The sequence below is a fragment of the Pseudomonas sp. LBUM1646 genome (assembly GCF_059716165.1).
This window is the reverse complement of record NZ_CP166810.1, coordinates 613,788-629,293: the sequence shown is the minus strand read 5'-3', so window position 1 is coordinate 629,293 and position 15,506 is coordinate 613,788. Positions and strand designations below refer to the sequence as shown.

Annotated in this window: 11 protein-coding genes; 5 read left to right on the top strand and 6 right to left on the bottom strand. The window is 60.6% G+C overall.

What is annotated here, in order from left to right:
* Positions 1-408: 408 nt before the first annotated feature.
* The 3 genes from ACA071_RS02730 to motA all read right to left on the bottom strand — a co-directional run bounded on the left by ACA071_RS02730 (position 409) and on the right by motA (position 3,558).
* Positions 409-1,575, bottom strand: a complete 1,167-nt coding sequence (locus ACA071_RS02730) for a sterol desaturase family protein (protein WP_497643027.1) — start codon at positions 1,573-1,575, stop codon at positions 409-411.
* An 87-nt stretch (positions 1,576-1,662) separates the two neighbouring features.
* Positions 1,663-2,703 (bottom strand): flagellar motor protein MotB, encoded by a 1,041-nt coding sequence (gene motB, locus ACA071_RS02725; RefSeq protein WP_497643026.1) that lies wholly within the window; start codon positions 2,701-2,703, stop codon positions 1,663-1,665.
* A gap of 3 nt (positions 2,704-2,706) precedes the next feature.
* Positions 2,707-3,558, bottom strand: coding sequence for a flagellar motor stator protein MotA (motA, locus tag ACA071_RS02720; protein ID WP_169371892.1), 852 nt, complete (start codon positions 3,556-3,558; stop codon positions 2,707-2,709).
* A 166-nt stretch (positions 3,559-3,724) separates the two neighbouring features.
* Here motA and ACA071_RS02715 point away from each other — a divergent pair, with 166 nt between their 5' ends.
* The 4 genes from ACA071_RS02715 (at position 3,725) to ACA071_RS02700 (ending at position 9,013) form a co-directional block, all read left to right on the top strand.
* Entirely contained in the window at positions 3,725-5,263 is a 1,539-nt protein-coding gene (locus ACA071_RS02715; RefSeq protein WP_497643025.1) for an HDOD domain-containing protein, read from the top strand.
* 41 nt (positions 5,264-5,304) lie between these two features.
* Positions 5,305-6,120 (top strand): rhodanese-like domain-containing protein, encoded by an 816-nt coding sequence (locus ACA071_RS02710; protein ID WP_497643024.1) that lies wholly within the window; start codon positions 5,305-5,307, stop codon positions 6,118-6,120.
* A gap of 18 nt (positions 6,121-6,138) precedes the next feature.
* Positions 6,139-6,999, top strand: a complete 861-nt coding sequence (gene asd / locus ACA071_RS02705; protein WP_285431772.1) for an archaetidylserine decarboxylase — start codon at positions 6,139-6,141, stop codon at positions 6,997-6,999.
* Between the two features lie 223 nt (positions 7,000-7,222).
* Entirely contained in the window at positions 7,223-9,013 is a 1,791-nt protein-coding gene (locus ACA071_RS02700; RefSeq protein WP_497643023.1) for a cyclic-di-GMP receptor FimW-related protein, read from the top strand.
* Between the two features lie 130 nt (positions 9,014-9,143).
* On the opposite strand, the gene serB is transcribed toward ACA071_RS02700, so the two are convergent.
* Positions 9,144-10,358, bottom strand: a complete 1,215-nt coding sequence (gene serB, locus ACA071_RS02695) for a phosphoserine phosphatase SerB (protein WP_497643022.1) — start codon at positions 10,356-10,358, stop codon at positions 9,144-9,146.
* A 135-nt stretch (positions 10,359-10,493) separates the two neighbouring features.
* On the opposite strand from serB, the gene ACA071_RS02690 reads away from it, so the two are divergent.
* Positions 10,494-12,020, top strand: coding sequence for an AhpA/YtjB family protein (locus tag ACA071_RS02690; protein ID WP_497643021.1), 1,527 nt, complete (start codon positions 10,494-10,496; stop codon positions 12,018-12,020).
* Positions 12,021-12,346: 326 nt separating this feature from the next.
* Here the strand turns inward: ACA071_RS02690 and ACA071_RS02685 are convergent, their stop codons facing one another.
* Together ACA071_RS02685 and parC are read right to left on the bottom strand one after the other, a co-directional pair.
* Positions 12,347-13,060 (bottom strand): PqiC family protein, encoded by a 714-nt coding sequence (locus ACA071_RS02685; protein WP_497643020.1) that lies wholly within the window; start codon positions 13,058-13,060, stop codon positions 12,347-12,349.
* 176 nt (positions 13,061-13,236) lie between these two features.
* Entirely contained in the window at positions 13,237-15,504 is a 2,268-nt protein-coding gene (parC, locus tag ACA071_RS02680) for a DNA topoisomerase IV subunit A (protein WP_497643019.1), read from the bottom strand.
* Between the last annotated feature and the right edge of the window lie 2 nt (positions 15,505-15,506).

The window sequence follows — 15,506 nt, the reverse complement described above, 5'->3', positions numbered from 1 at the left end:
CCTCGCGATGCTGTTGCGGTGTACGCCCCCTCGAGAGGCCGAGTGGAGGTTCTGCGTAGTGGGCAACCCGGCATGGATGCCGGGTTAGCCGCCCCCGGCCATGAATGGCCGATGGCGGCGGGCCCACGGAGCAGGACCGGAGCGAGGGCATGCCGAGCCGAAGCGAGGCACCGAACGAAAGGGGCAAAAGCCTTTTGGTTACTTTGGGGCTTTTCCAAAGTGACTCGCTGTAAGAGCGAAACCATAAGCGGCCGTTACCGCAGAAACGGATATGCACACAGCCATCAAAACCCACGTCGCCTGACCCAAAACTTTCGCGAGCAGCCTCGTTCCCATAGTCACAGCGTCCCCCGCTGAAAATGAAAGCCGTACAAAAAAGCCGACATCGCTGTCGGCTTGATTGTTGACTCAGGAAACAGCAGCCGGCGGCTTCGGTGCAACGACCTTCGGCTCAGGCTTCTGAAACGGATAAAGATGCTGACGCACAATCCCACCCGGCAACTCCTTGCCAAACACCCCGTAACGCACCGGCCACTCTTTCGGCGGCAACTTAAACGTGCCAAACAACATATCCACCAACGGCGTGTGAATCGCGTAGTTCTTGTAGATGTAATCCTTGTGCCGAGCGTGGTGCCAATGGTGATAGCGCGGCAAAACCATCACGTAGTTCAGCCAACCGCCGTTGATCCGCACATTGGCGTGGGCCAGCACAGCCTGGACGCCGACCAGAATCACATAAGCGTTCAACGCCTGGGGCGCGAAGCCCAGCAGCATCAGGGGCACCAGCACGCCGGTGCGGGTCAGCAGAATCTCGATGAAGTGCACCCGCGAACCGGCGAGCCAGTCCATGTGCGTGCTCGAGTGATGCACCGCGTGAATACGCCACAGCCACGGCACCACATGGTAGAGGCGATGCAGCCAGTACTGACCGAGGTCGGCCACCAGCACGGCGAGGAAGAACTGCACGACAAGCGGCAGGCTTTGCACGCTGGCCTGCAAATCCGTCGACATGGCCCAACCCGCCACATAACTCGACGACGCGGTGATAAAGATCAGGATGAACTGCACCAGCATATGGCTGACGAAAAAGTAGGTCAGGTCGGTACGCCAGTGCGGGCGCAGGATGTTTTGCTCGGGGTCCTTGGAATAGAGTTTTTCAAGGGGGATGAAGACGATGGCCGACACCAGCAGGGCCAGGACGAACCAGTCCAGCCCTAGCGAATAAGGGGTCTGCCCAATCGAGCTGATCTGCACATTGGTGCCGCCGAGGAATACTGCCAAACCCGAGGCCACCAACCCGGTGATCCCCAGGCGCTTGCGCTTGTTGAGCAGGATATTCAGGGTGCCGAGGCTGAACGACAGCACCAGCCCGAGCAGCAGCGTAGTGCGCGCAAACTGCTCGTCGTAGACCTTGCGCAGTTCAGCGGTGGTCAACCATTCGGGAAACAGGAAGCAGAATACTGCCAGCAGGCTCAACAACCCGAGTGTGGCCGAGATATAGCCGCTGACCCGGCCCTCACCGAACTTGAAGGGTGCGTTGCCGTGCCGCTGAAAATAGGCTTTGAGTCTTTCCATCACTGATCTTCCCTGATTCCAAAAAAACGTGCTGTGGTGACGCAGCCAGAAACAAAAAAGCCACGATGATCGTGGCTTTTTTGCGGGTTACTGCTTGGGCGGCCCAGCCGGTTTGGCCGGTTCACCCGGTTTCGGCGCTGCATCATCGAACAGATTCAACCGCTCGCGAAGCTCATGGGCCGGCACCGGTTGCTTGTCCGCCGGCAAGGCATTCGGATCGACCGGCGTGCCCGGTGCTTCACCCGGAGCGCCCTGCCCCGGAGTTGGCACTGGATCGGCACCTTGTGCACCTTCGATAGCCTGTTGGGCTTTCTTGGTCAGCACAACGATGTCGATACGGCGGTTGACCGGGTTGAACGGATTCTCCCGATCGAACAACGCCGACGAGGCGTAGCCGACGACTCGCGCCACTTGCGATTCCGGGTAACTACCAGCAACCAGCGCACGGCGAGCGGCGTTGGCACGGTTGGCCGACAATTCCCAGTTACCGAAATCACCGGTGCCCGAGTACGGCTTGGCGTCAGTGTGGCCGCTGATGCTGATCTTGTTCGGCACCGCTTTAATGGTGTCGGCCATGGCCAGCAGGATGTCTTCGAAGTACGGTTTCAGACGTGCAGAGCCTGAGTCGAACATCGGCCGGTTGTCCGCGTCCATGATCTGGATGCGCAAGCCGTTCGGGGTGATCTCGAACAGGATCTGGTCCTTGAATTTCTGCAGCTGCGGGTTCTCTTCAACCTTGTTTTGCAGTTCTTGCAGCAGCAGTTCCAGGCGTTCTTTCTCGACCTGTTCGGCCATGCCTTCGACCTGGTCGGTATCGACCGTGACCTTGTCTGGCTGCGGCTGGGATTTCACCTCGGGGTTGAGGGTGTTTTCCGGCGCCAGGGTCGGTGTTCCGCCCAGATCGATGATGTAGGGCGTGCCGCTTTCGGAGAAGCCGACCGGGTCTTTGAAGTAACCGGCGATGGCGATCTTCTGTTCCGGCGTGGCGGTAGACAGCAGCCACAACACCAGGAAGAACGCCATCATCGCCGTCGCGAAGTCAGCGAAGGCGATTTTCCAGGCCCCGCCGTGATGCCCGCCGGCGATGCGCTTGACGCGCTTGATAATAATCGGCTGATTATTTTCCATGACTTAGCGACCGCGAACCGCTTGTTCCAGCTCAGCGAAGCTAGGACGGTGCGCCGGGTACAGAACCTTGCGCCCGAACTCCACCGCCAACGATGGCGGCATGCCGGAAGCCGACGCCACCAGCGAAGCCTTGATGGCTTCGTAGACGTTCAGTTCTTCCTTGGCATCGTGGGCCAGGGAATGCGCCAGCGGGCCGAAGAAGCCGTAGGCCGCGAGAATACCGAAGAAAGTACCTACCAGCGCCGCACCAACGTGCAGGCCGATGGATTTCTGGTCGCCTTCACCCAGGGAAGCCATGGTCACCACGATACCGAGTACCGCCGCAACGATACCGAAACCCGGCATGGCGTCGGCGATACCGTTCACCGCGTGGGAGGGGTGCTCCAGGTCTTCCTTGAGGCTATACAGCTCCATGTCGAACAGGCCTTCCAGCTCATGGGGAGCCATGTTGCCGGAGGACATGATGCGCAGGTAATCGCAGATGAACGCGGTCATGCGTTCGTCTTTCAAGACTGTCGGGTACTTGGCGAAGATTGGGCTCGCAGCGGCATCTTCGATGTCGCCCTCGATGGCCATCATGCCTTCGCGGCGGCTCTTGTTGAGGATCTCGTAGATCAGGCCCAGCACTTCAAGATAGAAGGTGTGATTGAAGCGCGAACTGAACATGCTCAAGGATTTCTTGAGCACGTGCATGGTCATGTAACCGGGGTTGGCCTGCAGGAATGCGCCAAGGGCCGCGCCACCGATAATCATCACCTCGAAAGGCTGAATCAGGGCGGCAATTTTGCCATGGGAGAGCACGTATCCGCCGAGCACGCTCGCGAATACGACGATGATGCCGATTAATTTAGCCATAGGTAGGAGAGCACTTACTGAGTCGGGTTCAAGGTCATATTCGGAAGTTAAAAAATCTCTTCTTCTACTTATCGGCAAAACTGCGCCAGACTATAGCCAGTTCAGGCGAAAAGCCAATTTAGCCCGCGCCGGGCGTGTTTACAGCCAATGATGATCCCGTCCAGCCATGGCTAACGAAACGAACGTTCCACCTCCAAAACCGACCACTCTCGAAGGCTGGGTCAAGCTTCTCGATGGCGTGCGCCTGCCGGTTCCGCAGGAGAGTCACGACCGTGTCTGCTCGGCCATTCGCAATAACCGCAGCTCGCTGCGCGACATTGCCGAATTGATGCAGGAAAGCCCGGCCCTGGCCTTGAGCGTGATTCGCGAAGCCAACCGCCACACCCACGGCAGCATGACTGAGCCTGCGGAAAACCTCGATGTGGCGCTCAATCGCCTCGGGTTGAAACGCACCGAAGAACTGCTCGCGCGCCTGCCGGCCGAGCCGCAGTCCGAGATTCCGAAGGCACTGCGCCAGCTGCAACTGATCAGCCAGCACGCGACGCAACAGGCCAACGGTTTTTTCGCCAATCGCCTGGCGCGGCTGTGGCAGGACATCCATTGGGGCAGCCTGCTGTTTCTCTCGCCGCTGTGGCCGATGGCTCTGACTCATCCGCATTTGCTCGAAGAGTGGGAACTGCGGGTCATCCATAAAGGCGAGTCGGCGCGCAAAGTAGAAAAGCAGTTGTTCGGCGTGCGCCTGCTGGACATCTGCCTGGCGCTGGTGGATGCCTGGCGGCTGCCGATCTGGGTGCAACAGGGTTATCGCCTGCTGCTCAACGAACAACGGGAGCTAGTGAAAGTTCTGCGCATTGCCCGGGACAGCGATCACCCGCTGCGCCAGCAAAATCGCCTCGACGATGATCCGACCCTGCGCCGCTGGCTTAATCAGCCGGCCAACACCGTGTTGCTGGCCAACGGCCTGGCGCTGTCGGCGCAACAGGCCTGGGACTGCCCGCACAGTGAACGCTGGCAGTACCTGACCAGCCTTTACCTGCAAATCCCGATGGATGAAGTGCAACAACAGTTGCACCAACAGGCCGCCAACAGCGCCCGTCAACATGCCATGCCAGACCTCTGGCACCCGGCGGTTTCGCTGCTGTGGCCGTGGGGTATGAACCGTATTCACGCCGGGTTGTTGCCGGCACCGGCACCGACTACCGAAGACCTGACAAACTGGCGCAAACAGTGCGCCGAGCTGTTGGTGGAGCCGAGCCGCTTCACCAATGCGATGCACCTGACCACCTCGGCCCGGGATGCGTTGGTCGCCTGCGGCATGCGCCGGGTGTTGATCCTGATGGCCGATCGCACCCACACCAATTTGCGTGTGCACCAGACGGCCGGGCTGCCAAAAGAAGCCGCCGGGATGAATTTTGCGGTCAGCCAAAGCAGCGTGTTGCAACGTTTGCTCGCGCAGCAAGCCCAGGTACGCATTACTCCGGCCAACAATGCCCAGTTTTCAGCTCTGCTGCCCGCCGGCCTGCGTTCGCAGTTCAGCGGTGAACACCTATTGCTACGCTCACTGGTGAACAATGGCCGGGTGATCATGGTGGTAGTGGCCGATCAGGGCGGCGGGCCGCTCTCGGAAATTACCGTGCAAGCCTTCGGAAAAACCGCGCAGTGCATCGAAAAGGCCCTGCATAGCTTTAGCACCCGTGGCCAATAGGCTGCGCTACAATCCTCCCCTTTGTGCCCTGGAGACCTCACATGTCTGACTTCTCTGGCTTGCCGCTGGTCATCGAGCCGAGCGACTTGCTCCCGCGTCTTGACGCCCGCGAACTGATTCTGGTGGACCTGACCAGCAACGCCCGCTATACCGAAGGCCATCTGCCCGGCGCGCGTTTTGTCGATCCGAAACGCACGCAACTCGGTCAGGCGCCGGCGCCGGGACTGATGCCGCCGCAGGCTGCGCTCGAAGCGTTGTTCGGCGAACTGGGGCATAACAAGGACGCGGTGTACGTCGTTTATGACGACGAAGGCGGCGGCTGGGCCGGGCGCTTCATCTGGTTGCTCGATGTCATCGGCCACAGCAAGTACCACTATGTCGACGGTGGCCTGCCGGCGTGGCTGGCGGAAGGTTTGCCGATGTCGATCCAGATCCCGGCCCCGGTTGGCGGCCCGGTTTCACTGACATTGCACGACGAACCTACCGCCACCCGCGAATACCTGCAAAGCCGTCTCGGCGCCGCCGACCTGGCGATCTGGGATGCCCGCGGGCCGTTGGAGTACTCCGGCGAAAAAGTGCTGGCGGCCAAAGCCGGACACATTCCGGGCGCAGTCAATTTCGAATGGACCGCCGGCATGGATCAGTCGCGCCATCTGCGCATCCGTACCGACATGCCGAAGATCCTCGAACAACTCGGCATCACCAAAGACAAAGAAATCATCACCCACTGCCAGACTCACCACCGTTCTGGCTTCACTTATCTAGTGGCCAAGTCCCTCGGTTATCCACGGGTCAAAGGCTACGCCGGCTCCTGGGGCGAATGGGGCAACCATCCCGACACCCCCGTAGAGATTTAAGGTTTTTAAGGACAGTTAATGAATAAGCGTTTGTTTATCCTCAGCCAATACCTGCTGCCCCATCACTTGCTCTCGCGACTGGCCGGCTGCATCGCCGAATGCCGCGTGCGCTGGTTCAAGAACGCCTTCACCGCATGGTTCGCCAAGCGCTATCAGGTGGACATGTCCCAGGCACTGGTCGAAGACCTGACGGCCTACGAGCATTTCAACGCGTTCTTCACCCGCGCCTTGAAAGACGGCGCGCGTCCGCTGGACGAAACCCCGGGCGCGATCCTCAGCCCGGCCGACGGCGCGGTCAGTCAACTTGGCCCGATCGAGCACGGCCGCGTGTTCCAGGCCAAGGGCCACAGTTTCAGCGTGCTGGAATTGCTGGGTGGCGATGCGGCGAATGCCGCGCCGTTCATGGGCGGTGATTTCGCCACTATTTATCTGTCGCCGAAGGACTACCACCGCGTGCACATGCCGCTGGCCGGTACCCTGCGCGAAATGGTCTACATCCCGGGCCGGATCTTCTCGGTCAATCAAACCACTGCTGAAAACGTGCCGGAACTGTTCGCCCGCAACGAGCGCGTGGCGTGCATTTTCGACACCGAGCGCGGGCCAATGGCCGTGGTACTGGTGGGCGCGATGATCGTGGCGTCGATCGAAACCGTGTGGGCCGGGCTGGTCACGCCGCCGAAACGCGAACTGAAAACCTTCCGTTACGACGAAGCTGCGCGTGCGCCTATCCATCTGGAAAAAGGCGCAGAACTGGGTCGATTCAAGCTGGGTTCGACGGCTGTCGTGCTGTTCGGGCCGGACCAGGTGAAATGGGCTGAAGGCCTGGGCGCTCTGTCGCCGGTGCAGATGGGCCAGGCGTTGGGTTTGCCGAACGCTTGATTCCCCGAGCCGACCCCCGAGCGGGTTCGGTGCATCCTGCTCCACACCATCCCCGTAGGCGCTGCCGAAGGCTGCGATCTTTTGATCTGGAAAAATCAAAATCAAAAGATCGCAGCCTTCGGCAGCGCCTACAAGGGCAGGCATCGCGTCGCCCCTCCCGCGTTCATAGCTGCTACAGTCAGGTCATTCACTGCCCATTTCCCGGTCGGAGTTTTTCCACGGCATGAATGAGACCAGCCCCCCACTGTTGCTGCGCGCACCGATCCCCGCCGGCTTGCGCCTGTCGTTCTGCGAAGCCACCCCGCGCGACCTCAAGCGCTGGATCGCCAACCTGCCCAAAGCCAACATCGGCGAAACCGCTCGCCAGTTGTATCAAGGCTTGAGTGAACTCAACCAACTGCTGACCCCCAGCGATAATCGCCTGCAATTGCTCGAACTGCTGCGCCCCGAGGTGCATTACGTCTGCAAGCACCTGGAGCGCCACTTCCTGCATCAGGCGATTGTCCTCGACGAGCGTTCGCGCAAGATCGCCAACCTCTGTCAGGCGCTGCAAAGCCATTTGGCGATTGGCTACAAACAGATCGTCATGCGCGTCGCACCACGCTTCACCAAGGATCGCGCATCGCTGCTCACCCAGGCGCTGCAACGGGCGATCCATTGTCTGAACGGCCCATTAATCCGCGCCACCCAGCTCTATTGCCCGGTGCCGGAAGGGGTGTGGCTGGAGTTGCATCAGTTGTATCGAATCGGCTGCGAGCATCGACTGCAAACCATCAGTGTGCGCGATGAACTGGCCAGTGAGACGCCCGACCTGAGCATCGAGCAAACGTACGTGGCCGCCCTGCTGTTGGGCGCCTCGCGCTGCAATCAGTTGCGGCAGAACCAGATCGCGCGCCTCGCCGAGGTACTCGAACCCTGGAGCAAATGGATCAAGCTGCACCCCGGCAAACCCGGCAATGAGTTGTTTGCTATCGCGTCAGACCTCGACGTCGGGCCACGCTATCGCGCCAAATTCCGCGCCGAGCAGCAAGAGAGCTTGCTGGGGATCGATCCGCAGCCGCTGGTGACGGCCATCGAGGCCCGTCTGCTGAACCCGACCGACAACGCGTCCGGGCTGCCCATACCGACCGGGCTGAACCTGGATACGCTGCAACACCTGCACGCCGCATGGGGCCAGGCTGCCGAGCGCAGTTTCCAGCGCACCGTTGGCCATGGCACCTTGACGCTGTGCGTGGGCATGAGCGCGCTGCACTTTTATTTGGGCGGGCAACGCTCGTTCAGCGACATTCTGAAAAACCCCGCAGGTCGGTTGGCGCAGTTTTCGGCAACATCCCCGGCCGATGGCGGGAAAGACAACTGGAGCCACGCCTTCGACGCCGCACCTAGTGGCAACAGCGACGCCCTGCTGCCTTACGAAGAAATCGAATACCCGCATTTACAGAATGACGACAGCCACGAGGCCGCCGACCGCAACCAGCATTTTCCGACGTACGCACTACCGGTGATCAATCACAGCCCCGGCGGTTATTGCCTGGCATGGCCCGGCACCGTGCCCGCCGAGCTTCAGGCCGGTGAAATGGTCGGTATCGAGGATTCTGCCGGTCAGGGTTGGAGCATCGCTGTCGTGCGCTGGATTCGCCAGGTGCGTGGCGGCGGTACGCAAATGGGGATCGAGCAGGTTGCGCCGTATGCCGAGCCTTGCGGCCTGCAACTGGTGCGCACCCGCGACGATCACAGTCAGTACCTACGGGGCTTGTTGCTGCCGGCTATTAGCGCGATTGACCTGCCGGCCACATTGCTGGCCCCACGCCTGCCCTTCCAGGAAGGCAACAAGGTGCTGATCAACACCAACGGCCAGGAACGCCGCGCCGGGCTGGATCGACGGGTGTCGAGTACCAACAGTTTCAACCAGTTTGCTTATCGCTCGCTGGAAGCGAGCAAAACCGAAAACGCTGCGGGGAGCGGCGTGGTCGGGGCGGAAGAGGATTTTGATTCGTTGTGGAAGTCGTTATGAGTCTGTGACACCGCAGCGCGGCCTTCGAGGGCAAGCCTCGCGCCTACAGGTCCAGGGCGTTTTCGAAAACACCGCCTACCTGTAGGAGCAAGGCTTGCCCGCGAAGAGGCCCGCTCAGACAATCCAGAACTCAGAGCTGCCCGTCACGATCCCGAAAGCCCAGCAGATACAGCACCCCATCCAACCCAAGGGTCGAGATCGCCTGTTTCGCCGACTGCTTGACCAGCGGCTTGGCACGGAACGCCACGCCCAGCCCGGCAATCGCCAGCATCGGCAGGTCGTTGGCGCCGTCGCCGACCGCGATGGTCTGCTCCAGGCGCAAACCTTCCTTGTGCGCCAGCTCCTTCAGCAGATCCGCCTTGCGCTGGGCATCGACAATCGGCTCGACCGCCACGCCCGTGACCTTGCCGTCCACCACTTCCAGCTCGTTGGCGAATACGTAGTCGATGCCCAGTTTCGCCTGCAATTGCTTGGCAAAGTAGGTGAAGCCACCGGACAGGATCGCGGTCTTGTAGCCCAGGCGCTTGAGTTCGGCGAACAGGGTTTCGGCACCCTCGGTCAGGCGCAGCGAGGCGCCGATGGAGTCCAGCACACTGACGTCCAGGCCTTTGAGCAAGGCCAGGCGTTCCTTGAAGCTGGCGCGGAAATCCAGTTCACCGGCCATCGCTCGTTCGGTGATTTCAGACACCTGATCGCCCACGCCCGCAGCTTTGGCCAATTCGTCGATGACTTCGGCTTCGATCAGCGTCGAGTCCATGTCGAACACCGCCAGGCGACGGTTGCGCCGGAACAGTGAATCTTCCTGGAAGGCGATGTCGACGTTCAGTTCCTGGGCCACGTTGAGGAATTCAGCCCGCAGCGCTTGCGGATCGGCCGCTTCGCCACGTACGGAAAACTCGATGCAGCCCTTGCCCTTGTCAGCCGGAGTGTCCAGCGGCATGCGCCCGGACAGACGATCGATATGGTCGATGTTCAGACCGTATTTGGCGGTGATCGAACTCACGGCCTGCAATTGCCCGGCGGTCACCTTGCGGGTCAACAGAGTCACGATGTGGCGCTTTTTGCCCTGGTTGCCGACCCACTGCTGGTAATCCTCTTCGGACACCGGGGTGAAACGCACCTGTTGGTCGAGCTCGTACCCCTTGAACAGGATGTCCTTGAGCACTGACTTGCCTTGCTCGGTGTCAGGAATTTCAACCAGGATGCCGAACGACAAGGTGTCGTGGATCACCGCCTGACCAATGTCGAGAATGTTCACACCACCCTGGGCCAGAACGCCGGTAATGGCCGCAGTCAGACCCGGTCGGTCGACTCCCGTGATGTTTATCAGGACGATTTCGCGCAAGGCGCACCCCCGCAGGTGGAAAAAAACCGCATTCTACCCACTTTCAGTGACCATCGGGCACCGTCAGCGCTTTGCCGGTCTAGGGCCTGTCGCTATACTGCGCGTCAACTTCACGGACAAAAGAGCCGAGCTCAAGTGAACCGGCCCACGCCAGTAAAAACCGATAACTTCTTCCTGCTGATCTTCCGGGCACTGCGCCACCGCCGTGTACCGATTGCATTGCGCATTGCCAGCCATAACGTGATCCTGGTCGCTCTGGCCCTGGTGATCTATGCCTGTGTGATGGGTTTGCAGTTCAAGCAGGCCATGCACGAGCAGGCCGATGCGCTGGGCGAAAGCCTGACCACGCAGACCGCCACCTCGGCGACAGAGCTGTTGGTGTCCAATGACATCCTCAGCCTCAACGTGCTGCTCAACAACCTGACCAAAAACAAGCTGGTGGCCCACGCCGCCATCTACAGCGTGGATAACCGCATCCTCGCCGAGTCTGGCCAGCGCCCCAAGCACAGCCTTTTGGGCGAAGCCGAGGGCATGTACGAGAGCAAGATCACTTTCCAGGACGTGACCGCCGGGCAACTGCGCATCAGCCTGGACATGGATCAGTTCCAACAGCCGATGACCATCAGCCTGCAAAGCATGGGCATTTTGAGTGCGATTTTGCTGGCCCTGTCCCTGGCCTTGAGCCTGCGCCTCGGTCGGCACATCTCCACACCGCTCATGCAATTGCGGGTCTGGCTGCGCAATATCGACGAATACACCCCGGCCACCGAGCGTCAGGATGAGATCGGCGACCTGGCCCGTCAGCTGCACGCCAATTTCGCCCCGGAACCGGCCGAGCCTGAGCCCGCACCGGAGCCTGAATTCGACGATGCCGATTACGACGAGGAGGCTGACCCGGCCTTTGAAGTACGCAATCTGCGCGATCCGAGCTTCGATGAAACCAAGCCGGTTGCTGGCCTCAAGCCTGCGCCAAAGCGCACTGTCAGCACAGTCGAAGACGATGAAGACGATGATGCGTTTGCCGACCTGCGCGATGAGTCGGCAGACAATGCGCCGATAACGCTGGCCAAACCGGTGATCTCGAACGTGCCGCAGCACAGCGCGGTGCTGGCCGTGCAACTGGGCGCTCAGGATCAACTGCGTCGCCTGCCCCGCACGCGCCTTGAGGAACTGCTCAAACGCTACCGCGATTGCCTCGACCAGGCGGCTTCGCTGTATCAGAGCGAACTGCACACCCTGAATGATGGCAGTACGCTGATGCTGTTCCACACCGAAGACAGCGGCGACGACTACCTGACCAATGCGATCTGCTGCGGTGAGCTATTGCGGGCGCTGGGCCATCAGTTGCAGATCGAAGTCGCGGACAGCGGCATCACCCTGCAATTGCAACTGGGCCTGACGTTGGGCGACGAGCTGTTCGGCTTGAGCCAGATCGACCTGTTGCTGACCGAATCCGCCCAGGACGCCCTGGCCTTGTCGCAACACAGCCGCAACCTGTTGCTGGTGGAGCGCAAGATCGGCGACGACGCCCTGATCCGCCAGCGTGCACGGATCCGGCCGATCGCCAGCCCTGAGGGCGCTTGCTGTGTAGAGCGGTTGATGGAGCCTTATCCGTCGATGCTGGAACGGCAACTGGCGCGGATGCATGAGCGTCGGGCGTAACCGCCCTGTCATTAAAAAACCCGCAGACGAGTGATCGTCTGCGGGTTTTTTGTTGCCACTTGAATCATGTAGCAGCTGCCGAGCCTGCGAGGCTGCGTTCGGCTGCGCAGCAGTCGTAAATCAGCCAATTCGCGGGGGGGCTATCATGATCGTTCCCACGCTCTGCGTGGGAATGCCTCCAGGGACGCTCCGCGTTCCAAGGCCGCGCCTCGCACCGAAGTGACGCAGAGCGTCACGGGCTGCATTCCCACGCAGAGCGTGGGAACGATCAGTCAGAGACAACAAAGCCCGCATCTCTGCAGGCTTTGTGTCGGATCAATCCAGGCTTAGAACCTGAACACTTCCATATCGGTGCGAATCGGCGAAGCCATCGGGATCTTCGGCTGCTTGTCCTGCTCGGCGGCCGGAGCCACAGGCTTGGCCTCCTTTTTACGCGGCGCTTCGGCAATCGGCGGCTGGTTGGCCAATGGCTTCAGCGCCACGGACAATTGCTCGGCCAGACGCTGCACCAGCACACCTTGCGCTTGAACCTGCGCCGCAGTACCGCCGGCATGCTGTTCCTGCAGGTGAATGATGCGGTTGTCGCGAACCTGGCCACGACGGTCGATCAGACGCCATTGCGCATCCAGGATCGCCGGTTGCGACTCCCCCGAATCCAGGCGAGTGATCGTCAGCAGCACCTGAACATCCGGGGTAAAGCCCAATGTCGCGGGTGCCAGCACTACGCGCTGGCTGTCCAAGTGACCGGCGACCTGACGCAGCAGCAACTGATCGATGTCCGAAGACAGGCTGCCAGCCCAGCGCCCATCGGACGAAGCCTGGAGGCTGCCATCCGGCTGACGCTGCAGCAACGTTTCACGCTGCAGGTAGTCGGCAATTGTGACCGGGCCCAACAAAACAGCCATGCCCGCGCTTTGCGCAGGCTGAGCCGGACTTCCGCTGTCCAGCTGATACAACGACACCGGTTGGTGAACGCTGCAACCCGCCAGGCCAAGAAGGCCAGCAAGCATCAAAATTAACGGAAGGCGCAGAGCAGTCATCGTCCCATCCAGGTGGCGGCCACAAGGCTAACCACAGTGAAAATACTCAATAAATATGAAGAACGCTCGGCCACGCCGGCGCTTGAAAGGCCATATCATCCGTGAATATGCGTTCCGACTCCAGCGGCAAAGCGTCGATCTACGCGTTAAATCGTAGATCGAGCGCTCTAGGACGCTTAATTGAGGTTTTCGACGAGCAGCGCATCTACCCTCTGGAAGCCACGTGGCAATTTGTTACCACGGCGCCCACGCTCACCTTTGTAGTGTTCGAGGTCGTCCGCCTTCAGTGACAAGGTACGTTTTCCGGCCTGCAGCACTAAAGTAGCGCCTTCCGGCAGAACGGCGATGTCCGTGACATATTCTTCGCGACTGGCAACCCGCTCACCGGAAATACCGATGATCTTATTGCCTTTGCCTTTACCTAATTGTGGCAGATCGCTGATTTTGAAGATCAGCAGGCGACCTTCGGTGGTCACCGAGGCCAGCCAATTGTTCTCGCGATCGGCAACTGGGCGCGGAAGAATGACTTTCGAATTGTTCGGCAAGCTCAGCAACGCTTTACCGGCCTTGTTCTTGGCCTGGAAGTCTTCCCCTTTGACCACGAAACCGTAACCGGCGTCGGAGGCGATCACGTACAGCGAATCGTCTTCCGGCATCAGCACGCATTCAAAGGTTGCCCCTGGCGGCGGCGTCAGGCGGCCAGTCAGCGGTTCGCCCTGGCCACGGGCCGATGGCAACGTGTGAGCGGCCACCGAATAGCTGCGGCCAGTGGAGTCGATAAACACTGCAAACTGGTTAGAGCGTCCGGGCGCCAAGGCCTTGAAACCGTCCCCAGCCTTGTAGGAAAGCCCTGTGGCGTCGATTTCGTGGCCCTTGGCGGAACGAATCCAGCCTTTTTCCGACAGTACGACCGTCACTTTCTCGTTCGGCAGCAGATCGTGCTCGGTCAGGGCTTTGGCTTCGGTGCGCTCGACGATTGGCGAACGGCGGTCGTCGCCATAGGTTTCAGCGTCTTTGATCAGCTCGGTGCGCACCAGTTTTTTCAGCTTGGCTTCACTGCCCAGCAGGGCTTGCAGCTTGGCTTGTTCCTTGAGCAGTTCGTCCTGCTCGGCACGCAGCTTCATTTCTTCCAGTCGCGCCAACTGACGCAAACGGGTATCGAGGATGTAGTCGGCCTGGATTTCGCTCAAGGCAAAACGGGCGATCAACGCGGCTTTCGGGTGCTCCTCGGTGCGGATGATGTGAATCACTTCATCCAGGTTGAGGTAAGCGATCAACAAACCGTCCAACAGGTGCAGGCGACGCTCGACCTTGTCGAGGCGGAATTGCAGGCGACGACGCACGGTCTGCACCCGGAACTCCAGCCACTCGACCAGCAACGCCCGCAGGTTTTTCAGCTGTGGTTTGCCGTCGAGGCCGATGATGTTGATGTTGACCCGGTAGCTCGACTCCAGCTCGGTGCTGGCGAACAGGTGCTGCATCAATGCGTCGTGGTCGAAGTTCTTGCGCGCGCCAGGAATGATCACGATCCGGCACGGGTTTTCGTGGTCGGATTCGTCGCGCAGGTCAGCGATCTGCGGGGCCTTGGACGGCTTGGCCTGCATCATCGCCGCGATCTGCTCCAGTACCTTGGCACCGGAGACCTGATGCGGCAGCGCGGTGACGATGATGTCGCCGTCTTCGATGTGGTACACGGCGCGCATGCGCACCGAGCCCTTGCCGGTTTCGTACATTTTCAGCAGGTCGGCGCGAGGCGTGATGATTTCCGCTTCGGTCGGGTAATCCGGGCCCTGAATGTGCTCGCAGAGCTGTTCGACCGTGGCTTTCGGCTCATCAAGCAAACGCACGCACGCCGTCGCGACTTCCCGCAGGTTGTGCGGCGGTACGTCGGTGGCCATGCCCACGGCGATGCCGGTGGTGCCGTTGAGCAGAATGTTCGGCAAACGTGCCGGCAACACCAGCGGCTCATCGAGGGTGCCGTCAAAGTTAGGACCCCAGTCCGCGGTGCCCTGGCCCAGCTCGCTGAGCAGCACTTCGGAATAACGCGACAGCCGCGCTTCGGTGTAACGCATGGCGGCGAAGGACTTCGGATCATCCGGCGCACCCCAGTTGCCCTGGCCGTCCACCAGTGTGTAGCGGTAGCTGAACGGCTGGGCCATCAGGACCATGGCTTCGTAGCACGCCGAATCGCCGTGCGGGTGGAACTTGCCGAGCACGTCACCGACGGTACGCGCCGATTTCTTGTGCTTGGAATCGGCGTCCAGCCCCAACTCGCTCATCGCATAGATGATGCGCCGCTGTACCGGTTTCAGGCCGTCGCCGATATGCGGCAAGGCACGGTCCATGATCACGTACATGGAGTAGTTGAGGTAGGCATTTTCGGTGAAGTCAGCCAGTGACCGGCGCTCTACACCGTCCAGGCTGAGATCAAGGGAGTCGCTCATGC